The 22586-nt window shown below is 35.9% G+C and carries 22 protein-coding genes, 2 riboswitches and 1 other annotated feature; of the genes, 5 read left to right on the forward strand and 17 right to left on the reverse strand.

Going from position 1 to position 22586, the window contains the following annotated elements:
• Window positions 1-740 (forward strand): LPXTG cell wall anchor domain-containing protein (locus ACXY7N_RS14515; protein WP_488592444.1); only part of this gene is annotated, 740 nt, incomplete at its 5' end.
• Window positions 741-855: 115 nt separating this feature from the next.
• On the opposite strand, the gene proS is transcribed toward ACXY7N_RS14515, so the two are convergent.
• Both proS and ACXY7N_RS14525 read right to left on the reverse strand, forming a co-directional pair.
• Window positions 856-2286 (reverse strand): proline--tRNA ligase, encoded by a 1431-nt coding sequence (gene proS / locus ACXY7N_RS14520; protein ID WP_016136996.1) that lies wholly within the window; start codon window positions 2284-2286, stop codon window positions 856-858.
• Window positions 2287-2333: 47 nt separating this feature from the next.
• Window positions 2334-2540 (reverse strand) — a binding site (T-box leader).
• A gap of 93 nt (window positions 2541-2633) precedes the next feature.
• Window positions 2634-2927, reverse strand: coding sequence for a YesK-like family protein (locus ACXY7N_RS14525; RefSeq protein ID WP_016089468.1), 294 nt, complete (start codon window positions 2925-2927; stop codon window positions 2634-2636).
• Window positions 2928-3081: 154 nt separating this feature from the next.
• Between ACXY7N_RS14525 and ACXY7N_RS14530 the strand changes: the two genes are divergently transcribed.
• Both ACXY7N_RS14530 and ACXY7N_RS14535 read left to right on the forward strand, forming a co-directional pair.
• Window positions 3082-4395, forward strand: coding sequence for an alkaline phosphatase family protein (locus tag ACXY7N_RS14530; protein WP_016089469.1), 1314 nt, complete (start codon window positions 3082-3084; stop codon window positions 4393-4395).
• Window positions 4396-4503: 108 nt separating this feature from the next.
• The gene (locus ACXY7N_RS14535; protein WP_488592445.1) at window positions 4504-5787 is read left to right on the forward strand and encodes an MFS transporter; all 1284 of its coding nucleotides are present in this window, start codon (window positions 4504-4506) and stop codon (window positions 5785-5787) included.
• 70 nt (window positions 5788-5857) lie between these two features.
• Here the strand turns inward: ACXY7N_RS14535 and ACXY7N_RS14540 are convergent, their stop codons facing one another.
• The 7 genes from ACXY7N_RS14540 to ACXY7N_RS14570 all read right to left on the reverse strand — a co-directional run bounded on the left by ACXY7N_RS14540 (window position 5858) and on the right by ACXY7N_RS14570 (window position 9362).
• The gene (locus ACXY7N_RS14540; RefSeq protein ID WP_002023181.1) at window positions 5858-6109 is read right to left on the reverse strand and encodes a helix-turn-helix transcriptional regulator; all 252 of its coding nucleotides are present in this window, start codon (window positions 6107-6109) and stop codon (window positions 5858-5860) included.
• 56 nt (window positions 6110-6165) lie between these two features.
• Window positions 6166-7398, reverse strand: coding sequence for an MFS transporter (locus ACXY7N_RS14545; RefSeq protein WP_016136995.1), 1233 nt, complete (start codon window positions 7396-7398; stop codon window positions 6166-6168).
• Between the two features lie 66 nt (window positions 7399-7464).
• A complete protein-coding gene (locus ACXY7N_RS14550; protein ID WP_098986117.1) occupies window positions 7465-8046 on the reverse strand; it encodes a TetR/AcrR family transcriptional regulator in 582 nt (193 codons plus the stop codon).
• An 80-nt stretch (window positions 8047-8126) separates the two neighbouring features.
• Window positions 8127-8270: a hypothetical protein gene (locus tag ACXY7N_RS14555; RefSeq protein ID WP_016089473.1), complete on the reverse strand. Its 144-nt coding sequence runs from the start codon at window positions 8268-8270 to the stop codon at window positions 8127-8129.
• A 127-nt stretch (window positions 8271-8397) separates the two neighbouring features.
• Window positions 8398-8652, reverse strand: coding sequence for a hypothetical protein (locus ACXY7N_RS14560; RefSeq protein WP_016089474.1), 255 nt, complete (start codon window positions 8650-8652; stop codon window positions 8398-8400).
• Window positions 8653-8665: 13 nt separating this feature from the next.
• Window positions 8666-8980 carry a thioredoxin family protein gene (locus ACXY7N_RS14565; protein ID WP_016089475.1) on the reverse strand — a complete coding sequence of 105 codons (315 nt, stop codon included), beginning with the start codon at window positions 8978-8980 and terminating at the stop codon, window positions 8666-8668.
• 10 nt (window positions 8981-8990) lie between these two features.
• Window positions 8991-9362, reverse strand: a complete 372-nt coding sequence (locus ACXY7N_RS14570; RefSeq protein ID WP_016089476.1) for a DnaJ family domain-containing protein — start codon at window positions 9360-9362, stop codon at window positions 8991-8993.
• A gap of 371 nt (window positions 9363-9733) precedes the next feature.
• On the opposite strand from ACXY7N_RS14570, the gene ACXY7N_RS14575 reads away from it, so the two are divergent.
• Entirely contained in the window at window positions 9734-11758 is a 2025-nt protein-coding gene (locus ACXY7N_RS14575) for a glycosyl hydrolase family 18 protein (protein WP_098986119.1), read from the forward strand.
• Window positions 11759-12214: 456 nt separating this feature from the next.
• On the opposite strand, the gene ACXY7N_RS14580 is transcribed toward ACXY7N_RS14575, so the two are convergent.
• The 6 genes from ACXY7N_RS14580 to ACXY7N_RS14605 form a co-directional block, all read right to left on the reverse strand.
• A complete protein-coding gene (locus tag ACXY7N_RS14580) occupies window positions 12215-13759 on the reverse strand; it encodes an ABC-F family ATP-binding cassette domain-containing protein (RefSeq protein ID WP_098986120.1) in 1545 nt (514 codons plus the stop codon).
• A 446-nt stretch (window positions 13760-14205) separates the two neighbouring features.
• Window positions 14206-14955 carry an ABC transporter ATP-binding protein gene (locus tag ACXY7N_RS14585; RefSeq protein ID WP_016089479.1) on the reverse strand — a complete coding sequence of 250 codons (750 nt, stop codon included), beginning with the start codon at window positions 14953-14955 and terminating at the stop codon, window positions 14206-14208.
• A complete protein-coding gene (locus ACXY7N_RS14590; RefSeq protein WP_016089480.1) occupies window positions 14952-15950 on the reverse strand; it encodes an ABC transporter substrate-binding protein in 999 nt (332 codons plus the stop codon). The genes ACXY7N_RS14585 and ACXY7N_RS14590 overlap by 4 nt, the downstream gene beginning before the upstream one ends.
• A complete protein-coding gene (locus ACXY7N_RS14595) occupies window positions 15947-16720 on the reverse strand; it encodes an ABC transporter permease (RefSeq protein WP_016089481.1) in 774 nt (257 codons plus the stop codon). The genes ACXY7N_RS14590 and ACXY7N_RS14595 overlap by 4 nt, the downstream gene beginning before the upstream one ends.
• A complete protein-coding gene (locus ACXY7N_RS14600; RefSeq protein ID WP_000082898.1) occupies window positions 16692-17012 on the reverse strand; it encodes an MTH1187 family thiamine-binding protein in 321 nt (106 codons plus the stop codon). Before ACXY7N_RS14600 ends, ACXY7N_RS14595 begins: the two co-directional genes overlap by 29 nt.
• A gap of 100 nt (window positions 17013-17112) precedes the next feature.
• Window positions 17113-17214: riboswitch (TPP riboswitch) on the reverse strand.
• 61 nt (window positions 17215-17275) lie between these two features.
• Complete coding sequence (locus tag ACXY7N_RS14605) at window positions 17276-19015, reverse strand: methyl-accepting chemotaxis protein (RefSeq protein WP_016089482.1); 1740 nt, start codon at window positions 19013-19015, stop codon at window positions 17276-17278.
• A 143-nt stretch (window positions 19016-19158) separates the two neighbouring features.
• Window positions 19159-19243: riboswitch (cyclic di-GMP riboswitch) on the reverse strand.
• Window positions 19244-19526: 283 nt separating this feature from the next.
• On the opposite strand from ACXY7N_RS14605, the gene ACXY7N_RS14610 reads away from it, so the two are divergent.
• The gene (locus ACXY7N_RS14610; RefSeq protein WP_000498715.1) at window positions 19527-20840 is read left to right on the forward strand and encodes an anaerobic C4-dicarboxylate transporter family protein; all 1314 of its coding nucleotides are present in this window, start codon (window positions 19527-19529) and stop codon (window positions 20838-20840) included.
• Window positions 20841-20898: 58 nt separating this feature from the next.
• Here the strand turns inward: ACXY7N_RS14610 and ACXY7N_RS14615 are convergent, their stop codons facing one another.
• Window positions 20899-21834, reverse strand: coding sequence for an alpha/beta hydrolase (locus tag ACXY7N_RS14615; RefSeq protein ID WP_016089483.1), 936 nt, complete (start codon window positions 21832-21834; stop codon window positions 20899-20901).
• 82 nt (window positions 21835-21916) lie between these two features.
• On the reverse strand, window positions 21917-22576 hold the full coding sequence (gene thiE, locus ACXY7N_RS14620; protein ID WP_016089484.1) for a thiamine phosphate synthase: 660 nt from the start codon (window positions 22574-22576) through the stop codon (window positions 21917-21919).
• Window positions 22577-22586: the final 10 nt, after the last annotated feature.

A 22586-nucleotide genomic window follows, 5' to 3' on the forward strand; every position in this document is an offset into this window, starting at 1 on the left:
GCAGTGGTTCCGGTGGTAGCGGTTCTGATGGCAGTGGTTCTGGTGGCAACGGTTCTGGCGGCAATGGTTCTGGCGGTAACGGTTCTGGCGGCAATGGTTCTGGCGGCAGCGGTTCTGGCGGCAGTGGTTCTGGCGGCAATGGCTCTGGCGGCAATGGCTCTGGTGACAACGGTTCTGGTGGCAATGGTTCTTCTGGTGGCAATGGTTCTTCTGGTGGCAGTGGTTCTGGCGGCAGTGGCTCTGGTGGCAACGGTTCTGGTGGCAATGGCTCTGGCGGCAGTGGCTCTGGTGGCAACGGTTCTGGTGGCAATGGCTCTGGTGACAACGGTTCTGGCGGCAGTGGCTCTGGTGGCAACGGTTCTGGCGGCAGTGGTTCTGGTGGCAGCGGCTCTGGTGGCAACGGTTCTGGTGGCAACGGTTCTGGTGGCAGTGGCTCTAGTGGCAACGGTTCTGGCGGCAGTGGCTCTCAAGGTGGCAACCGTGTTAAAGGCGATAGCAGTTCTCAAGGTGGTAATGGCTCTCAGGGCGGCAACCGTGTTAAAGGTGATAACAGTTCTCAAGGTGGCAACCGCGTTAAAGGCGATGGCAGTTCTCAGGGGGGCAATGTAAAAGATAATGCGAAAGAACAAGGCGATAAGTTACCTAATACGGCAACACATTATCCTGCATCTATTTTAATGGGACTTTCAACATTCCTAATCGGTATGTTACTATTTATTCGCCGTAAAAATGCAAAATAAAACCACATCCTTCCATCTAAAACATACATGAAACAAATTGCAGAACTAAAAAGGACTTTGGATTGCAGTTTATTATGCAGCCCAAAGTCCTTTTCATTCTCTATCAAAAAGAGCATTAATACGCTTTTCCCCAATACACCATTTGCTGAGCTTCTTTACCACAACAAATGCATTCATTAGCTACATGCTCTTGCTCAAAAGGCATACAGCGTGAAGATACTCCAACTTCTTCTTTTAGTCTCTCTTCACAAGCTAATTCCCCGCACCACATTGCCTTAATAAACCCTTGCTTTTCATCAGCTACTTTTTTCAGCTCTTCGAAATTCGTCACACTATACGTATGCTCATCGCGGAATACTTTTGCCTTATTAAATAAAGAACTATGAATTTCCTCAAGTAGTGCTGGAATGCGTTTTTCTAATTGATCCATTGAGATAAATTCTTTTTCTTTCGTATCTCTTCTTACAAGTACGACTTGATTCTTTTCAATATCTTTAGGACCAACTTCTAATCGAATTGGAATGCCCTTCATTTCATACTCATTAAATTTCCAGCCTGGAGTTTTATTACTAGCATCTATTTTCACTCGTGCAACCTTTTGAATATATCCTTGTAACTCTGTTGCTTTCGCTAAAACACCTTCTTTATGCTGAGCAATCGGCACAATAACAACTTGCACTGGTGCGACTTTAGGAGGCATTACAAGCCCATTATTATCACTATGAACCATAATAAGTCCACCTATCATTCTTGTTGATACACCCCAAGATGTTTGGTGTACATATTGCCACTTACCGTTACGATCTAAAAATTTAATATCAAATGCTTCAGAGAAATTCGTTCCAAAGTTATGGGATGTTCCTGTTTGAAGTGCTTTCCCATCATGCATTAAGCTTTCAATCGTATAAGTTGCCTTTGCGCCCGCAAATTTTTCTTTTTCTGTTTTTTGTCCTTTAATTACTGGTATCGCTAAGTAGTCTTCACAGAAAGAAGCATATAGATTTAAAATATTTAACGTTTCAGCTTGAGATTCTTCTGCTGTTTCATGAATTGTATGACCCTCTTGCCATAAGAATTCCGTTGTACGAAGGAATGGTCGCGTCGTTTTCTCCCAACGAACTACTGAACACCACTGATTATACAGCTTTGGCAAATCATTATAGGATTGCACAATTTTTGAAAAATGCTCACAGAATAAAGTTTCAGATGTAGGGCGTATACAAAGTCTCTCCGCTAACTTTTCATCCCCGCCATGTGTCACCCATGCTACTTCAGGAGCAAATCCTTCTACATGATCCTTCTCTTTTTGTAATAAACTCTCTGGGATAAACATTGGCATATACACGTTTTCATGACCAGTTGCTTTTAACTTTTCATCCATAACCTTCTGCATATTTTCCCATAAGGCATAACCGTACGGACGTAGAATCATACATCCTTTTACACTCGAATAATCAACAAGTTCTGCTTTTTTCACAATATCTGTGTACCACTGTGCAAAGTCCTCTTCCATCTTCGTAATCGCTTGTACTTGTTCTTTTGCCATAGTCAGTCTTCCTCCTTTTAGAAAATACAAAAAAGCCCGCGTCCCTAAATAGGGACCGAGCTTTGCCGGCGTTACCACCCTGATTCATGCACAAAAATTGTGCATGCTCTCTTTTTGATAACGGGAAATTCCCGCTGCATATGCAGAACTCGAAGGTAGGTTCCATATCGCCTTTTTAAGAATCTTTCAGCCTAGCGGATTCTCTCTCTGCTAAAAAGGGTAAACATGTACTAGTCCTTTTTCATCGTTATAACGAAATAAATTTGTTGATTATCATAATACAAATTCTTTTTTAAAACAATAGCTAATTTTCTTACTTTTATATATTCTTTTCATTTTTTGCAGTTTTATACGTAGCTTTTTCGCGAGATTTTTACAAGTTGATGTGCAATCATACCGATAAGTGTACCCAGTAGAACGAAGAAACCAATAAATCCATATCCCATTCCTTCCCATCCACCAATAACCATCATTGTAACGGGAAAGGATACTAAACAAAGAAGTATTAAACTAAGTGCAAATATAATATCAAACTGTTTATCTGGAAACCGTTTCTTTAGTAAATACGAAATAGCAAATACAAGGATAATCGTGATTACGCCAATGATGTAAAAGATACCGAACCCATCTAGCCAGTCCATACTATTCCCTCCTTCCCTAGATTCCCTTATACTTATTATATATTTGATTTTTCTGAAAATAAATAATAAATTTTCACCTAAAAATATATTTTTATTACTAGGTATTAATAGTAATATATAATAATAGGTTTTATATAATTAGGAGGATTACTCTATGGGTACAGCATTAACGAATCGTGTCATTATTTTATCATTCGACTGTTTATCAGCTTTAGATTTTCCTATACTACAAAAATTACCTCATTTCCAATCTCTAATAAAAAAGGGCACGGTTGTCGAAAAAGTAGAACCAATTTATCCTTCTGTAACATATCCAAGCCACTCAACAATCGTAACCGGTAATTACCCTAACAAGCACGGTGTTGTTAGCAATACATTACTTCAACCTGGATGCGAGTCACCAGATTGGCATTGGTACCGAAAATCCATTAAAGGAACAACTTTATACGATGAAGCACGTAAAGCAAATTTAACGACAGCTGCCCTTCTTTGGCCTGTGACTGGCAGAGCAAATATTGATTACAATTTACCAGAAATCTTTCCAAATAGACCGTGGCAAAATCAAGTTTTAGTTTCATTATTTAGCGGTAGCCCGCTATACCAATTAGATTTGAATCGGCGCTTCGGCCATATACGAAATGGACTGTCACAACCTGAACTCGATGATTTCGTACTTGCTTCTACCGTGCATACAATCCAGACAAAAAAGCCTAATGTCATGTTTGTACATTTCACCGATTTAGATACCCAACGACACTATCACGGCTTTGAATCCAAAGAAACAATAGCTGCAATTCATAGACATGATGAAAGGCTAGGTAAAATTATTCAAGCTTTAAAAGACAGTAATCTATATGAAGAGAGTACAATTATCGCTCTTGGTGACCATAGCGCTTTAAGTGAAAACAAAGCCATTCAATTAAATGTACTATTTCATCAAAAAGGGCTTATATCTCTAAATACAAAAGGAAAATTAGTAGACTGGAAGGTCTATTGTCAAAGTTGCGACGGCTCTGCCTATGTATATGTGAAAGACAAAAACGATACGGATACAATTCGGGAAGTACAACTACTCCTTGAAGACCTGCTTCAAAATAAACAAAATGGAATTGAATTTATGCTTCATGATGAAGCTGCAAAAGACTGCGGTGCAGATGGTAATTGTTTATTTATGTTAGAAGCGCGAGAAGGGTATTATTTCACTGAAAACTATACAGGAGATTTTATAAAGGAAATTACCGAAAAAGATGTTACGCCTAGTAAAAAATATACATTTGGTACACATGGATACTCTCCAACAAAACCTAACTATGAAACAATTTTTATCGCTGCTGGGAAAGGTATCAAAGAAGGCGTTACCATTCCGTATATGAGACTTATTGATGAAGGTCCAACTATCGCTAGACTACTCGGTTTACACTTAGGTGAAACAGACGGGTCAATTGTAGAGGATTTACTTCAATTGTAAAGAACTGTGTATATATGTAAAAGTTATGTAAAAATCATCACTGTTTCTCTTTTTACAATTTTTATTTTTGTACACTGTTAGTAGAACAAATTTAAGGGGGAACACTATATGAAAAAAATGTCCAGACAAGAAAAAAGCTGGATATTATACGATTGGGCGAACTCGGTATATTCGCTCGTCATTACAACTGCATTATTCCCAATTTACTTTAAAACAGCTGCAAAAGAAGCTGGACTATCTGGTGCAACTTCAACAGCATATTGGGGATATACAAACTCGTTCGCTACACTTTTAATTTCTATACTTGCCCCTATTCTCGGCACAGTCGCTGATTATAAAGGATTTAAAAAACGATTTTTCACATTCTTCTCTGGACTCGGTATCGTATTTACAAGTATGCTAGCAGTCGTCCCAACATCTCAGTGGTACTTATTACTAGGCTGCTATATGCTCGCATTAGTCGGTTTTGCGGGAGCAAACATTTTTTATGATGCATTTTTAGTAGATGTCACTTCTGAAGATAGAATGGATCGAATTTCTACGAGAGGTTTCGCTTTAGGCTATATTGGGAGTACTATTCCTTTTATTGGTTGTATCGCTCTTATTATTCTTGCTCAAAAAGGAACTATTCCTTTATCCGTTGGTATTGCTAGTCAAATTTCATTCGCGATAACAGCTCTTTGGTGGGGGTTATTTACAATTCCAATGCTAAAAAATGTAGAGCAAACACATTATATTGAACGTCACCCAAGACCAATTACAATGAGCTTCAAACGCCTTGCTAGTACTTTTAAAAACATTAAAGAATATAAAACTGTATTTATGTTCCTAATTGCTTACTTTTTCTACATTGACGGGGTCGATACCATTATTACTATGTCTACCGCTTACGGAACAGATCTCGGTATTAGTGCAACGAACCTATTAATCATCTTATTTGTAACACAAATTGTAGCTTGTCCATTCGCTTTATTATACGGAAAGTTATCAGAAACATTTACAGGTAAAAAGATGCTATATGTCGGTATTATTATTTATATCATTATCTGCACATATGCTTATTTCTTAAAAACGACACTTGATTTCTGGATTTTAGCAATGTTAGTTGCCACTTCTCAAGGTGGTATTCAAGCACTTAGTCGTTCCTATTTTGCAAAACTAGTACCAAAAGAATCTGCTAATGAATTCTTCGGATTTTATAATATATTTGGTAAGTTCGCAGCAATTATGGGTCCAGTATTAGTCGGTGTTACAACGCAATTAACTGGAAAAACAAACGCTGGTGTCCTTAGTATTATTGTCCTGTTTATTATTGGTGGATTTTTACTAACTAGAGTTCCCGAAAATGATACATCCGTTACACCACCTAGTCCAAAAACGAAAACGCTATAAGAAAAATATCCTCTTCACATGAGAAGGGGATATTTTTTATTTTTAACGGTGCGCCTTACAATGAGAGACTCTACTGCTTGTACAAAAATAATTTATCAACAGTTGTTCCTAATACTTCCGCTAAACGAAAGGCTAACGCTAAGCTTGGATCATATTTATTATTCTCAATTGCATTTATCGTCTGTCTAGAAACCTTGCATTTATCAGCTAATGCGCCTTGTGAAATATTATTTTCAGTGCGTAATTCATAGATTTGATTTTTCACACCATTGCTCCTAACCTGTAAAATCGTTTTTACAACATCAGTATATAATTGGCTCATATAGTTGTCAAAAGTTCCTCAAAGAAAAAGGGAGCAATTTTGCTCCCTTACAATAGTTATTTCGAAGCTAATGAATTTGTTAGTTCCTCTTTATTAACGACATCTTCTTTCTTTATTTGCATGCGTAGAACTGGCCCTATCCCTAATAAAATAAGTGCCATTGCTATACAAAACACAGTAACTAGTGAGGTCATCTCCTTTAATCCTCCAGCTAGTGAAGTTCCAATTAGCATAGCGCCCATAAACAGTGGTAAAATTGTTCCATTTACTCTTCCAACCATATTTTCCGGTACAAGTTGAATCATAAGCGTACCGACAACGATATTAACACAAGCTAAACAAATACCTGTTCCAAACCTCATGAAACTAGTAATCCAAAATGATGTAGATAGCCCTTCTACTAAAAATGATATTGCTAATATGCTCATACCGAATACAAACATCTTTTTCGGATTCACTTTTGAAGCGAAAACTGCAGCAACAATACCACCAATTAACATACCTATTCCATCAGCTGCGGCTAAATATTGAACTGCTTCTTTTTCCATTCCAAGCCGTTCTATTACAAGAAATACTTCTAATGGATTCGATAGTCCAACAGCTAAGCCAATAATGGTGAAAGTGATTGTAATCATACGTAAATTTTTCGTATGAAGAACGTATTTCCACCCCTCTTTTATATCATTTTTTAATGAATCTCTCGCCACTTGCTCTTGTTCAACCCATTTTGGTAAAAATGAAAGAGCGATAGCAGATAACAAAAATAAAATGATTAAGCTATATAGTGACGTAAATAAGCCAAGTTGTGTATACACAAGCGAGCCTACCACTGGTCCAAAAATCATAAATAATGACTGTAATGTTTGGTTAAATGCAATCGCATTTGCCACCTGTTCTTCCTTTACATAGCGCTTAAATATACGCGAAGATGATGGTTGAGAAAACTGACCTACAATCGCAGAAATGAGTGTTGCAAAAAATATAGCCTGCCAATAATCCAGCTTTAACAACAAGACAATTCCGATAATAGACAGTACACTTAACACATCCCCAGCAACCATTGTTCTTTTCGGATTCCAGCGATCAGCTAGCGCACCACCGATAAACGAGAAAATAAAAATAGGTGCATATTCCATAACCGATAACAACGAAACTGAAACCGGATCATTATTCGTTCGCTCCATTATGAAATACAAAAGAGCCATATTTCTAATCCAAATTGCAAATTGTTGTAAAATATCAGATGTCATAACGAGCATAAATGCTCGGTTTTTAAATAAAGCGTTCATTTTCATTCCTCTTTCATAAACCGACCGTTCGGTCTAATTTGTTTTGTAAGAAAAGCAACTGACTTATTATTCAGCTGCCATCCCTTTTAACAATACATCTATTGCCTTTTTATAAATACGTTTCAGCTCTTTATGATCTAATTCGTAGTAAAGTACTCCAAGCCCTGATAATAATCCATTCACAATATACATAAGATCTCGCGTATTCTCTCCACGAAACTCTCCAGACTGTATACCCGCTTCAATTAATTGCTCAAACATAACATATGATTCTCTAGTTAAAGCTAACAGTTCATCCAAAATCTCTTTACTTACAACTTGGCTCATAGAGAATTCCTCTATTGCATTTGAAATGGGTTGCTGTATGTCCTCTACATAGTATTCCGCGAGACCATATAGTTTTTCAGTACTGGTACTATACAATTTCTCTTTTTCATTCCATTTTTCAAGCCAATCATACGTATGCTGTTTTACTACAAATAAAAATAATTCTTCTTTACTTTTAAAGTGATAATAAATGCTCCCTTTACTTCGCTCTGTAATTTCACAAATCTCTTCCATAGATGTAGCTGCATAGCCCTTCTGTGAAAACAGACTTTCCGCTTTATATGCAATTTCTTTCTTTATCTCTTCTGCGCTTCTTCTCATATTCACACCTCTTTAAACCGACCGTTCAGTCTAATAATAACAAATAAAAAACCTCTATCGCAAGAGGCTATATTCCTTATTTAAGAAAACGTACTTTCAAACCACGTTCGAATCGTATGTATTATTCCAATTTTAAATCCTAATTTGACAAGAAATACGCCTCCCGCAGCTAATAAAAATAACACTACTTTCCCCTTATTTTTCACTTTTGGCTCCCTTTTCATTTCCATTCCCCTTAGTATGTTAAAAATATTTAATCAAACGTTTGTTTAATTGTTTTTATGCATAGGTAAGCCAACTAATCAAACGTTTGTTTAAAAAGAAATACGCCCCCTATAGGGCGCATTCTCATCAATCACCGCCACCTCCACCACCATCGCAGCTGCCTCCGCTATCTCCACCGAAAGATCCTCCACAATCATGTGAACCTCCATCGTGCGAGCTATCATTATCAGATCCAGCAAAGAAAAATAATGGTGATGAACTGTTAGATGAATTATGAATGTTATTTTGTTTCGTAAGATTTACCTTCTTTTTGTTTGATCGAACTGCTGTTACGATCGTTCCAACTACAACAAATAATAGTATGACAATAATAAATTCCATATAAAAGCCTCCCTTAATCTTCGAATAATTGAATCGTTCTCTCTAGATTTTCAAGTGAAATGAAGCGCGATTCACGAAGGATCTCTTTTCCATTATAAAATAATAAAACTGTTGGTCCTGTAAATACTGCATATCGCCCCGCAATCTCTTGCATGTCTTGTAGTAATATTTCTACTTTCTCTACGTAATCATAATTCTCTAATACGCAATTTACTTTTCTTAGCATAACATCACAAACACCACAATTTTCCGTTTTAATAAACAGAAGTACTAATTGTTGTTCTTCAATATATGTCGCTAATTCTTCTATCGTTTTAAATGTAGTCATCTTATCCCTCTTAGCGTAATTTACGAAATACCTTATCTTGATACATACGAAAAGCCGAATTCTCTTTAATCTTTCTCTTTTCCATTATCTGCTGAAAACGAAGCATTTTTGCTGTTAACTCTTCTTGTAATTTTTTTCTCTCTACTTCATCATAACAGCACGCAATTAAGTCTTCTATTTTTAATATATCTTTTTGTAGTTCCATTTCTGGTGGAATCATACCTGCATTTTTTAATATTTTATAACTCATTCTAAGTTCTGGAGGTACCATTGAAAGGTCTTCTAATTGTAGTGGTTTTCCTTTTCCCGGAATATGATCAAGGTCTCCATTCCGTATTGCTTGTCGAATTTTTTCTTCAGCAATGTTCAAAAACACATCCACACCATTCCCTCCTTTACATATTTTTACTATTATTTTACATGATATTTTCTCATCTTGCTATGCCATTACAAGTTGACCTCATACAATTTTTTCTCAAATTTAATTACAAAGAGCCTTTTCTTCCCTAATCAATATTTTATTTTCATATGTAGTCTATATTAGAGCCATTTAATATTGAGAAAATCTTTTTGAATCAAATAAAGCGTTTACACCAAATCTTACATTTGCTACGATTTAATCACCCCAGCTCCCTTGTATAGACTTCGTGATGTCTGATCATTTTTTTCTAGACGTTTCATACGTCTAGATTCATTTTGATTTATTGGCGCATGCCTTTAAATATATCTTTTACTTTGAAAGGAGAAATGACTATGAGATCAAAAAAATTCACACTGCTATTACTATCCCTACTACTCTTCTTGCCTCTTTTTCTCACAAACTTTATTACTCCAAATGTCGCATTAGCAGATTCACCGAAGCAAGGTCAAAAAATTGTTGGGTATTTTCCTTCATGGGGTATTTACGGACGTAATTATCAAGTTGCAGACCTTGATGCATCAAAGCTAACCCATTTAAACTATGCTTTCGCTGATATTTGCTGGAATGGAAAACATGGAAACCCTTCTACTCACCCCGATAATCCAAATAAACAAACGTGGAACTGTAAAGAATCTGGTGTACCACTGCAAAATAAAGAGGTCCCTAATGGCACTCTCGTACTCGGTGAACCATGGGCTGATGTCACAAAATCTTATCCTGGCTCAGGTACAACTTGGGAAGATTGTGATAAATACGCACGCTGCGGAAATTTCGGCGAACTGAAACGATTAAAAGCTAAGTATCCTCACCTAAAAACAATTATTTCCGTTGGTGGCTGGACTTGGTCTAACCGCTTTTCTGACATGGCCGCGGATGAAAAAACAAGAAAAGTATTCGCTGAATCTACAGTAGCTTTTCTTCGCGAATATGGATTTGACGGCGTTGATTTAGATTGGGAATATCCGGGCGTAGAAACGATTCCTGGTGGTAGTTATCGTCCTGAAGATAAGCAAAACTTCACCCTACTCCTTCAAGAAGTTCGAAATGCATTAACTAAAGCTGGTGCAGAAGATGGTAAACAATATTTACTAACAATCGCATCAGGTGCAAGCCAACGTTATGCTGATCATACAGAGTTAAAGAAAATCTCTCAAATACTGGATTGGATTAATATTATGACATATGATTTCCACGGTGGATGGGAAGCTACTTCTAACCATAATGCAGCTCTATACAAAGATCCAAGTGACCCAGCAGCGGATACGAAATTTTACGTAGATGGTGCGATAGACATTTATACAAATGAAGGTGTTCCAGCGGATAAACTCGTATTAGGTGTACCATTTTACGGACGCGGATGGAAAAGTTGTGGAAAAGAAAATAACGGACAATACCAACCTTGTAAACCAGGTAGTGATGGAAAGCTCGCTTCTAAAGGTACTTGGGATGATTATTCTACCGGTGATACAGGTGTGTATGATTATGGTGATTTAGCAGCTAATTATGTTAATAAAAATGGTTTTGTTCGCGGATGGAACGATGTAGCGAAAGTACCTTATTTATATAATGCGACTACAGGTACGTTTATTAGCTATGATGACAACGAATCTATGAAATATAAAACAGACTATATAAAGACAAAAGGTTTAAGTGGCGCAATGTTTTGGGAGCTTAGCGGGGATTGCCGTACAAGTCCAAAATATAGTTGTAGTGGGCCCAAATTACTTGATACGTTAGTAAAAGAATTACTAGGTGGACCTATTACTCAAAAAGATACTGAATCACCAACAAACGTAAAAAATATTGCTGTTACAAATAAAAATTCAAACTCAGTTCAATTAAACTGGACTGCATCTACTGATAACGTAGGAGTTACGGAATATGAAGTTACTGCTGGAGAAGAGAAATGGAGTACAACAACAAATAGCATTACAATTAAAAACTTAAAATCTAATACAGAATACACATTTTCAATAGTAGCAAAAGATGCTGCTGGGAATAAATCACAGCCTACTTCTATTATTGTAAAAACAGATGATACTAACACAACACCTCCTGGTGGAAATGGCAATGCTTCCTTTTCAATCACTTCAAATTGGGGAAGTGGTTACAACTTCTCAATTGTAATTAAAAATAGCGGAACGAACCCTATTAAAAACTGGAAATTAGAATTTGATTATAACGGCAATTTAACACAAGTTTGGGATTCTAAAATTAGTAGTAAAGTAAATAATCATTACGTAATTACGAATGCAGGATGGAATGGTGAAATTCCTCCTGGTGGATCTGTTATAATCGGAGGGGCAGGAACAGGCAATCCCGCCGAACTTGTAAATGCATCCATTAGCGAAAACTAAACGTAATCCCCATTAATTATTTCACTAAAGTTTGAATTTAGGTTTAAGTGCTCTGTCCTAAATTCAAACTTTTAACTTTTAAAAAATCATAAATCGATATTATAATAACCTATTATAATTATATTTAGTTTCTAATATGAAGTTCGTGTGAAGTTCATCTGAATTTTACATGAATTTCCTTTAACTTCTATTGTCTTCCCATACTAATCACATTATCCTTTACATATAGGAATTATTTTAATTCCACTTTAAACTATCTATATATATAAAGAAAGATAGTCGCCTATTAGGGAAAGGCATCTAGTATTATTATAAATATAAACATAACAAAAGAAAAAGCACGCTTATAAGCGCACCATAAGAGTGCTTCTTCATACAATTCTCATGTAAGAATTCTCGAAAATCATGTTAATCACAAAGAAAAGGCATTAGCTTTTATAAGCTAATGCCTTTTCTTTATTCATATTGTTCAACGTTCCAATCTTCTATATTCCATACTTTTGTTATCCATGCTTCATAGAAAGAAGGCTCATGTGAAACAAGTAAAACTGTTCCTTTATATTGTTGTAACGCTTCCTGCAAAGATTTCTTTGTTTCTATATCCAAATGATTAGTTGGTTCATCTAAAATTAAAACGTTACTTTTCGTTACGATAAGTTCACATAAACGTACTTTCGTTTGTTCTCCACCGCTTAATAAACGAATAGGTTTTAATACGTGTTCTTCTTTCAATCCACACTTTGCTAATGCTTGGCGTACTTCTTTCTTTGTCATATCTGGTCGTTCTGCCCAAACTTTCTCTAATGGTGTTGTTTCTGAAGCAAACTCTTCCTGTGCAAAATAAGCAGGATTTACTCGTTCTCCAACAGAAATTGAACCGCTTAACGGCTTTATTTGGCCTAATAACGTTTTTAATATTGTCGTTTTTCCAATACCATTATGGCCAACAATCGCTATCTTTTCTCCTTTTTTCACTTGTAAATTCAATTCTGGAAATAGCGAATCACTATAGCCTATTCTCAGTTTCTCAGCCTGTAATATACGACTCACTGGCTCCTCATAAACATTGAAATCAAAACGGGATCGAGGTACATGATTAACCTTTTCAACCCTTTGCATTTTCTCCAATACTTTCTCCCGACTTTTCGCCTGTTTCGCTTTTCGAATTTTATTTTTTTGAATAAATGTTTCTAACTGGGCAATTTCTTTTTGTTGTTTCGCATACGCAGATTGTAATTGTTTTCTTTGCAATTGATAACTTTGCAAAAAACGTTCATAATCGCCTACGTACCGCTTAACCTTCCGTTCTTCTAGATGATAAATAACATTCGTAATATTATTCAAAAATACTTCATCATGCGAAATGATAATGTAAGCTTTTTCATATAGTCTCAAATACGATTGCAACCATTCTATATGAGCTGTATCTAAATAGTTTGTTGGCTCATCTAACAATAAAACATCAGCTTTTTCTAAAAGGAGCTTCCCAAGTAATAACTTTGTTCGCTGTCCTCCACTTAACTTTGAAACATCCTTTTTCAACCCGATTTCAAATAACCCTAAACCGATTGCTACTTCTTCAATTTCTGTATGAATTTGATAGAAATTAGAGCTTTCCAATATAGTTTGTAATTCTCCATACCTTACTAACAGTTTTTCTATTTCTCCTGCTCCATTCATTTCTTCAGCAATTTTTAACATTTCGCATTCAATCGCATACAAATTAGAAAATGCACTTTGTAAATATCCTTCAATTGTTATCCCTTCTTGTAAATCCATATGCTGCTGTAAAAAACCTACCTTCACATGTGGAAACCATTCAATGTTCCCATCGTCATGTATAAGTTCTCCTGTTAAAATCCTTAACAATGTTGATTTCCCAATTCCATTTTTACCTACTAACCCAACATGCTCGCCCTTTAATAGCTGAAAACACGCATTATATAAAATAGTTTTCTCACCATACGAATGACTTACATTTTCTACTGTTAATATACTCATTTTTTCTCTCCTCTACTTATACTTCTTCATAAGCTAAATAGAGAGAACAACAGTATAAAGCCTTATTTAATTGTATATATAAAAAATGGGTAAGGTGAATACACCTTACCCATTACATATTATCGTAAAAAAGGATTAAGGTTCTTTACCTGCTGTCTTCAATTTAGCTTAATTTTAAAAAATAGGCAGACTTCTCCCGTATCAAGCTAAAACCATTTGAAGAACAGTTGATAAAGTCATTTTATCCTTTCACTCCTTTAACATTTGTTATATTAAGAGTATAAACTACTCTGTTATATTCTATTCTCTATTTTTTCTTTTGTTCCTTCTTCAAGATTGTCCATCGTTAATGAATTCACTATTTTTTCTATAGATTTCATCTTTCTCCTCCTATATAAAAAAACCTCTCAACAGTAATTATACAAAAAACTGTTAAAAGGCTTTTTCTATTTTTTCATATAAGGAGCTAATACTCTCAGAATTTCTTCCTTATCCTTCTTTAACTCAAGTGATGTTAACATATCCATCGTTCTCGGTCTAGGTAATTTCACTTGTACCTCACCAACTATTGATGCTGGTCTTTGAGATAAAATAAATACGCGATCTGAAAGTAAAATCGCCTCATCTAGGTCGTGTGTAACCATAACGATTGTTTGCTTCTCTTGGTGCCAAGAGTTTAAAAGCCAGCTATGTACTTCCATTTTTGTAAAGGCATCTAATTTCCCAAAAGGCTCATCAAGTAGCATAATTGGCTTTTCACATAAATATGTGCGCAAAAAACTAATTCTTTGACGCATACCACCAGATAACTCATCTGGATAATGGTCTGCATATTCATCTAGTTCAAACTGCTTTAATGCTTCCATTCCCTCTGTCAGCCTTTGTTTTTTCGGTTTACCTTCGATTTCCAATGGAAGAACTATATTTTGCAAAGCTGATCGCCAAGGTAGTAATAAATCCTGCTGTGGCATATAACTTACAACATCTTGCTCTTGTACGTACTTATCCTTATACGTTACATTCCCACTTGTTGGATTTTCAACATTTGCAATCATATTTAATAATGTGCTTTTCCCACAACCACTTGGGCCTACAAAGGAAACGAATTCTCCCTCTCGTATAGAAGCACTAATATTTGCTAATACATTCTTTCCATCGAAAGATTTCACAATATCTTTTATTTGTAATCCACTCATTTTTCATTTGGAAGGAACTCATTTGTAAAGGCATCTTTTACATCAATTTTCTTCTTAATAACTTTGTTATCATATAAGAAATTCATGTAATTCGTCCAAACTTCTTCCTTCTGTACTCCCCATGCTTTTGCATCATCTTGATACTTCGTACTTAACCACTTTTGACTTTCTTGTACTAAGTCTTTATTCACATCTGGAACAGCTTTAATTAAAATATCAGCAGCTTCTTTCGGTTCTTTAATTGCAAAATTATAACCTTCCGTCGTTGCACTCATAAACTTTTTCACAAAGTCTTTATCTTGCTTCGTATGTTTTTCACTCGTAATAATAACAGGACTATAGAAATCAAGCGCTGGGTCTAAGTCTTTCACCATAATTGTATTTAACTCTTTTCCTTGACGCTTCGCTTCAATACCATCCCAGCCGTAATAAATCCATTCAAAATCAGCATCACGGCCAATTGATTTAAAGAAATCTGTTTGTCCTAAAATGATTTTTTCGACTTTATTAAAATCAGCTTGATGTTTCTCCATAATTGTCTTCAACGTCGCTTCTTCTGCTGGTCCTCCCCAGCCTCCGTAACGTTTGCCTTCAAAATTTTTCGGTGAAGTCATGTTATCTTTCTTAAGTGACGCAAAAGCTGAAGTGTTATGCTGAATAATCGCTCCTACAGATACAACAGGAATACCTTCCACCCGAGCCAACGTTACATTTTCTTGTGCGCTTATTGCGAAGTCAGCTTTTCCTGAAGCTATCATTTGCTCTGCTGTTACATTGTCACCAGGCTGAATAATTTCTACATCTAAGCCTTTCTTTTTATAATAATCTTTCGCTTGCGCTACATATAAACCAGTATGATTCGTATTCGGGAACCAATCTAATACTACTTTTACTTTTTGATCTTTACTTACACTTTCTTCTTTCTTCGCCGGATTACATCCAGCCACACCTACTGCTAATAAGGCAGCCAACATAACTTTTAAACCTTTTTTCATTTTCTGCCGTCCTTTCTATATATCCATGGTGCTGTTATTCTTGCCATAAACTCCACGATAAAATACAGACATAATGTCACCATGACGATAATTGCTGCAACACCAAATACCCGGGCAGTTAAAAAAGATTTTGTAGCCCTCGTAAGCATAACTCCTAACCCTTCGCTTGCACCGAGCCATTCTCCAATAATCGCTCCCATTACGCTATATGTAACTGCAATTTTTAAACCGGAGAAAAAGTATGGAAGCACTGCTGGAAACTTTACTTTCTGGTAAACTTGCCATTTCGTTGCCTTCATCGTTTGCAACAACTTCAACATATTTTTATCTACCGTTTGAAAACCTTCTAAAATGCTAAGCGCAATCGGAAAGAAACAAACGAGTATTACTACCATTACTTTCGGTAGCATTCCATATCCAAACCAAATAATAAATAACGGTGCAAGTACAACGATTGGAATCGTTTGCGAAATAACAAGCAACGGATTTATTAAAATACGAAATAAAGGGATAACGTCCATAATAATTGCAATACTTGTCCCAATTAAAATTGCAAAAAATAGTCCAATTATAACCTCTTGTAACGTTTGTATCGTATTCGGTAATAGTAAATCTTTCATTCCAATTAATTCTTGAACAATGGCAGAAGGCTTCGGTAAAATCCACGGTTCAATTTTAAATAATGAAACAGATCCTTCCCATATCGCAATGAGAAGGATAAGCCAAATTGTTGTAATTATTTTAGATTGCTTCTGGTTTTGCATATTCATCACGGTACTTCCAAACCTTTTCATCTATCGTTACACCAGTGCTTGGACGATAATGGATTTTAATAGAAGTAATCACTTCTTCTGCACCAGCATCCACACAAGCTTGTTGCGCACGTTTAATGACGTCAAGAAGTACATCTAATTCTCCTTCCAGTGTTGTTTCCATTGCCCCTACTTCATAACGAACTCCCGATTGTTGTACAACCTCAATTGCTTTATCAACAACAGAATACACATCTTTGTTCTTCGCTTGTGGTACTACTGAAAATGAAATTGTAACTTGTTGTGACATAGTAAAATCCCCCTTATAAAATGAAATATTAAAACAAGAAAAGGCTTTCCTACTGCGTAGGAAAGCCTTGTATGCAAGTTATTATAGAATAACATATGCTACATCACTTTAAGTAACTCCCTACGCTGGCATTATCCAGATCAGGTTGAGGGTCGATGTTTGTTTACATCCTCTCAGCCAATTGGCTCCCCGGTCCTTAATTCGTTTTCATTGTAGCATGATTTATTTTATTGAACAAACAAAAGCACATATAATCACTTCATTTAACTTTTGAATTCCCCAATTAACTCTTGTAACTCCTGTGAAAGCCAGCTTAAAGAACTGGCTAATTCAGCAATATCTTGTACAGACATTTCCTGTTCTTTCATACTTTCTTCAACATTACTACTACTATTCGCATACGTATTTGCGATAAGCGATAGTTCATTTACAACACGAACAATATTTTGGCTATTTTGCAATATATCACTTGAATTGCTAGAAACAACTCTAACTTGATTTGTAACAGATTGTGCTGATTTTGAAATTTCCCCAAAGAAAGCACCACTACTTTCAACAAGTTTCATTCCAGATTCTACTTCTTTTAAAGTATTTTGCATTGAAACAACAGCTTCTTCCGTTTCAACTTGTGTTTCCCCTATTAATTTCGCTATATCTTTTGCTGATACTTCCGTCTGCTCTGCTAATTTACGCACTTCATCTGCAACAACGACAAATCCATTTCCGGTTTCCTCAGCACGTGAAGCTTCAATAAAAGCATTTAAAGCTAGCGAATTGGTTTGATTTGAAATACCGGTAATTACTGTTACAATATCACTAATTTCTTTTGATCTTGTTTCCAAAGAATAAATAGTAGAAGATAAATCTTGTACTGCATTTTGTATTATGTTCATTTGATTAATCGTCTGTTCAATAACACCATTTCCTTTTACCGATTGATGCTCCATACCTTCAGACTCTTTCGCCATTTGTTTTGCAGCATTATTTATCTCTTCCATCTTATCTTCCATTTCATATACAATACCTAAATACTTTGGTCCTGAAGTTTCTTGTGACTGAGCGCCAGCTCTTAACTCAACCATAGAACTTACGATTCCTTGGACTGCCATGCTATTCTCTTTCGTACTCACTGACAATTCTTGTGAAGATGAGGAAACCTGTTCTGCTGTCTGCTTCACTTTATCTATAATTCCTTTAAACTTCTCGATGGTACTATTAAAATACGCATTAATAATACCTATATCATCTGGCCTTTCCTCTAATTTAATACTTAAATCACCTTCACCGACTTTGCGCAATCCTTCACGTAAATCTCGCAATGGAGCAAGTGCGTTACGTACAATTAAGAATTGAATAAAAGTTGCAATTAAAACAGAAATGCAAATAAACATTAAACCTTGTATAATGAACTTTTCCTTTGTACTAGGAACAATAGAGGCATCTACATCAGCTGCAACAAGTGCCACAATATTATCTTCTCCATCTTTAATTGGCTCTAATATCGTTACCCACGTTCCTAATGCGTCTTCATATACTTCTGTCATATTTGCTTTTTTCGTGCTCATTACTTTATCATATGCTTTCATCCAAAGATCTGGTTGTTTATAATATTCTCCCGGCCTTACTTCAACAACATTTGCTAACCCTGTAGACAAATCAACGATTAGTAATTCACCTTTTTCATTTTCTTTTGCTCCAACAATATAGGTTTGTCCAACACTATTCAACTCTTCCGTTGCTTCATCTAATTTCTCTGTTAACTTCTCTCTCTTTTCTCTTTGTGCCACTGGATCTTTTGTAACATCTCTCACTATTTCTTCGTCTAATTTATGTAATACCGTATCTCCTGTTTCAAAAGAATGCCTTTCAAATATAGACATCATGCTATTTTGAAACATGTTAAAACTTAACGCTCCCATAGTACCAACAAGCGTCAAAATAACTAACACAGTTAACAATACATTCTTTTGAAGAAATGATAGCTTGTGCCAATATTTTTTCATCAACATCACCTTTCTTAATTAACTTAATATAAAGGAAAACTATTAAAATATAAACCTTACCAGCAACTGATAACAGTTCTCATTTGTTTACAAATAAAAAAAAGACCAATGAAAAGAGCATTGGTCAAGACCAACCCTATCCGTCCGGTAACTGGCTAGCGTAGCCTTTCGGCCTTAGCTCCTGCAGTTTTGCGTCCTAATGTTTCCATCAGTTTGCCTTTCTCGCTGAACGAGTTGAACGATATGGGAGTTCTATGAGAATTAAATTATTCTCTACAAAAGATTACAACATAAAAATTAAAATGTCTACCTATTTAGAGATGCAAATGTAAAGTTTTAATGTATTATTTTTTCGAAATAATTTAACAAACTACGTGAATGTTACATTTCTTGTGTTATATAATAAAAAATGTATATAACACAAGGATTGTTTTGAGTATTTATTTTAATTTTCATTTAAATTAAATTATTCGAATATATCTTAACTAATGAATTTCGGAGGTAGTTTATCATGTTTTGGCTACAATTTCTTACGTTACTACTCTGCATTTTTATTGGCGCACGCCTAGGCGGAGTTGGTCTAGGAGTAATGGGTGGCGTTGGTATGGCAATACTTGTTTTCGTCTTCCACTTACAACCTACAGCTCCGCCTATTGATGTAATGCTTATGATTTTAGCAGTAATTACAGCTGCCGGTGCACTGCAAGCCGCTGGAGGAATGGACTACCTTGTTCATCTGGCTGAGAAAGCATTACGAAAAAATCCAAAGCGCATTACATTCTTTGCTCCAATTGTTACTTATTTATTTACACTCTGCGCAGGAACTGGTCACGTTGCTTATTCTGTACTTCCTGTTATCGCAGAAGTCTCTCGCGAATCTGGTATTAGACCGGAACGACCAATGTCAATTGCCGTAATCGCTTCCCAACAAGCAATTACAGCTAGTCCTATATCAGCTGCAACAGTTGCACTTTTAGCAATGCTAGCTGACTATAAAATCACTTTATTAGATATTTTAAAAGTAAGTATCCCTTCTACTTTCATCGCTTGTATGGTAGCTGCATTTGTTGCTAGCAAAATGGGGAAAGAATTAAATGAAGACCCTGAATACTTAAAACGATTAAAAGAAGGAATGATTCCTAAGATTGAAGAGAAAAAAGAATTTGTTGGTGTAAAAGGAGCTAAATTATCAGTTATCCTTTTCCTAGTAGGAACTTTTCTTGTCGTACTTCTCGGTTCATTTGAAGCACTTCGTCCAGGATGGATAGTTGATGGGAAGTTAGCCCGTCTTTCCATGCCAAACACAATTGAAATGGTTATGTTAACGATCGCAGCTCTTATTATTATTTTCTGTAAACCAAATGTAGAAAGCATCGTGTCTGGTAACGTCTTTAAAGCGGGGGCAACAGCAGTTGTTGCTATTTTCGGGATCGCTTGGATGGGAGATACTTTCTTTAACGGAAACTTAAATATGATTCAAGGATCAATTCAGCACCTAGTAACAAGTGCACCATGGCTATTTGCCATCGCATTATTCATTCTATCTATTTTACTATATAGTCAAGCAGCAACAGTACGCGCTTTAATGCCTCTTGGATTATCACTCGGTATTCCACCAGCACTACTAATCGCGATGTTCCCTGCAGTAAATGGATACTTCTTCATTCCAAACTATGGAACAATCGTTGCTGCCATTAACTTTGATCGCACTGGTACAACTGGCATTGGTAAATATGTTTTAAATCATAGCTTTATGATTCCAGGCCTAATCGCAACATTCACTTCTATCGGAATTGGAATGCTCTTAATTTCAATTATGTTTTAAAGAACAAGCACAAACCCAAAGTTTTAAAGGGTTTGTGCTTTTTTAATCAAACGTTTGTTTAAATATTTTTAACTGTCCATTCTGCCATTATGTTCTTTAATATTTGTGTGAAGTCCGCTGGGAAAAGATGACCCAAACCTTCTCTCACAATTAATTTACAGTTCACATTATATTTCTCGAACATCGACATTAATTGAAGCGTGTTTTCGTAAAACGGATCTTTATCTCCCGTAACAATATATCCTTCTACATTCGTTATATCATTTGATACGACTATACTTTCAATTGCCTCAACATCTCGAATAGCGGGTATAGCTGCAATAAATTTTTGAGTCTCTAACATATTCTTTAACGCTAACTCTATCGCTATATTCCCCCCTTGAGAAGCTCCCGCAAGGATGGTGTCTTCCAAGTCATATTTACCCATAAAATCATTAAAACTTTTCATAATATCTTTTATAGCTATATCATGATTATCCCAGCTATAAGAATTCATTCCATGTACTTGTGAGGATTGAGAAAAACCTAACATATACTCACGTAATATTTCTTCTCCATACCAATACGGTGCAAAATCATTTATGTTTGATCCTCTCCAATGTAAAGAAAATAGTCCTGTCTTCGCCTCTTCATTTCCATAAGTAAATAATTTCGGGTCGGCTGTTAGCTGCTGTTTCTTAAAGATTTCTTCACACTTTTTCACTATCATTTTAAAAGCTTCATTCTCTCGTAATTCCTTTAAATCTTCATCCTGCATAAGTGTATGTGGATTCCACCAAATCCCCTTTTCTAAAGCTTCATTTAAACTAACAATTGCTTCTTCATACTTCCCTTCTATCGAAAGTACACACGCTTCCCAAAAGCTAGTTTTATCCATCCTTTCAGGGAACTCTCTTTTCGCTTTATCTATGTATCTATAAATAACATCAAAGTCTCCTTGTTCGAATAAACGAAATAATTCATTTTGCAACTCTACAAACTGTTTACGTTTCAAACAATCATCTCCCTTTTTCTAAATATCAATATCAGAAAAAAATAAAAAGCTATGTAGCCTTTTAATACTACATAGCCTTCTTCTACAAACTGTTACTTACTTCCTCTACTAGCTTCTTCGTACTTTCATACGCAGATTCTGCTAAACTAATCGCGGAAATAACGGAAACACCGTCCGCACCTGCTTCTATAACTGAAGCTGTATTTTCAATTGTAATACCACCAATTCCGACGATCGGTATTGTAATTCCTTGCTCTCTAAAATGAGCTAAACATTTCGTTCCTTGCACAGCTTTCGTATCTTTTTTCGTACTCGTTGGGAAAATAGGGCCAACACCTAAATAATCAGCTCCGTTTTCAATTGCCCAACGTGCTTCTTCAATTGTATGTGTAGATACACCAACAATTTTATCCCCCATTTTTTCACGAACAGAAGTAATTCCTTCATCATCTTGTCCAACATGCACGCCATCTGCATCTAACTCGAGAGCTAGTTCCACATCATCATTTACGATGAATGGTACACCGTACTCCTTACAAATTGCTTGTAGTTCTTTTGCGAAACAAATGCGTTTCTCTCCCGTTAAAGCGCCTTCCCCCTTTTCACGAAATTGAAAAATTGTTATACCGCCTTCAAGTGCATCTCTCAATACTCGTAGTGGCTCCTTCGTACAATTGTTACTTCCCATAATAAAATATACTGATAATAACCTAGACATTTCAGCCTTTGTAATCCGCGACATCTAGTTCCCC

Source organism: Bacillus sp. 5w2 (genome assembly GCF_054353775.1).

What these genes read in the sequence shown, in the direction of transcription:
- ACXY7N_RS14525 (WP_016089468.1), bottom strand. Translation starts at nt 2,927, where the DNA reads ATGGACTGGCTAGATGGGTTCGGTATCTTTTACATCATTGGCGTAATC.
- ACXY7N_RS14610 (WP_000498715.1), top strand. Translation starts at nt 19,527, where the DNA reads ATGTTTTGGCTACAATTTCTTACGTTACTACTCTGCATTTTTATTGGC.
- ACXY7N_RS14540 (WP_002023181.1), bottom strand. Translation starts at nt 6,109, where the DNA reads ATGAGCCAATTATATACTGATGTTGTAAAAACGATTTTACAGGTTAGG.
- ACXY7N_RS14555 (WP_016089473.1), bottom strand. Translation starts at nt 8,270, where the DNA reads ATGAAAAGGGAGCCAAAAGTGAAAAATAAGGGGAAAGTAGTGTTATTT.
- ACXY7N_RS14590 (WP_016089480.1), bottom strand. Translation starts at nt 15,950, where the DNA reads ATGAAAAAAGGTTTAAAAGTTATGTTGGCTGCCTTATTAGCAGTAGGT.
- ACXY7N_RS14530 (WP_016089469.1), top strand. Translation starts at nt 3,082, where the DNA reads ATGGGTACAGCATTAACGAATCGTGTCATTATTTTATCATTCGACTGT.
- proS (WP_016136996.1), bottom strand. Translation starts at nt 2,286, where the DNA reads ATGGCAAAAGAACAAGTACAAGCGATTACGAAGATGGAAGAGGACTTT.
- ACXY7N_RS14565 (WP_016089475.1), bottom strand. Translation starts at nt 8,980, where the DNA reads ATGACTACATTTAAAACGATAGAAGAATTAGCGACATATATTGAAGAA.
- ACXY7N_RS14550 (WP_098986117.1), bottom strand. Translation starts at nt 8,046, where the DNA reads ATGAGAAGAAGCGCAGAAGAGATAAAGAAAGAAATTGCATATAAAGCG.
- ACXY7N_RS14575 (WP_098986119.1), top strand. Translation starts at nt 9,734, where the DNA reads ATGAGATCAAAAAAATTCACACTGCTATTACTATCCCTACTACTCTTC.
- thiE (WP_016089484.1), bottom strand. Translation starts at nt 22,576, where the DNA reads ATGTCGCGGATTACAAAGGCTGAAATGTCTAGGTTATTATCAGTATAT.
- ACXY7N_RS14545 (WP_016136995.1), bottom strand. Translation starts at nt 7,398, where the DNA reads ATGAACGCTTTATTTAAAAACCGAGCATTTATGCTCGTTATGACATCT.
- ACXY7N_RS14535 (WP_488592445.1), top strand. Translation starts at nt 4,504, where the DNA reads ATGAAAAAAATGTCCAGACAAGAAAAAAGCTGGATATTATACGATTGG.
- ACXY7N_RS14560 (WP_016089474.1), bottom strand. Translation starts at nt 8,652, where the DNA reads ATGGAATTTATTATTGTCATACTATTATTTGTTGTAGTTGGAACGATC.
- ACXY7N_RS14580 (WP_098986120.1), bottom strand. Translation starts at nt 13,759, where the DNA reads ATGAGTATATTAACAGTAGAAAATGTAAGTCATTCGTATGGTGAGAAA.
- ACXY7N_RS14595 (WP_016089481.1), bottom strand. Translation starts at nt 16,720, where the DNA reads ATGAATATGCAAAACCAGAAGCAATCTAAAATAATTACAACAATTTGG.
- ACXY7N_RS14605 (WP_016089482.1), bottom strand. Translation starts at nt 19,015, where the DNA reads ATGAAAAAATATTGGCACAAGCTATCATTTCTTCAAAAGAATGTATTG.
- ACXY7N_RS14600 (WP_000082898.1), bottom strand. Translation starts at nt 17,012, where the DNA reads ATGTCACAACAAGTTACAATTTCATTTTCAGTAGTACCACAAGCGAAG.
- ACXY7N_RS14585 (WP_016089479.1), bottom strand. Translation starts at nt 14,955, where the DNA reads ATGAGTGGATTACAAATAAAAGATATTGTGAAATCTTTCGATGGAAAG.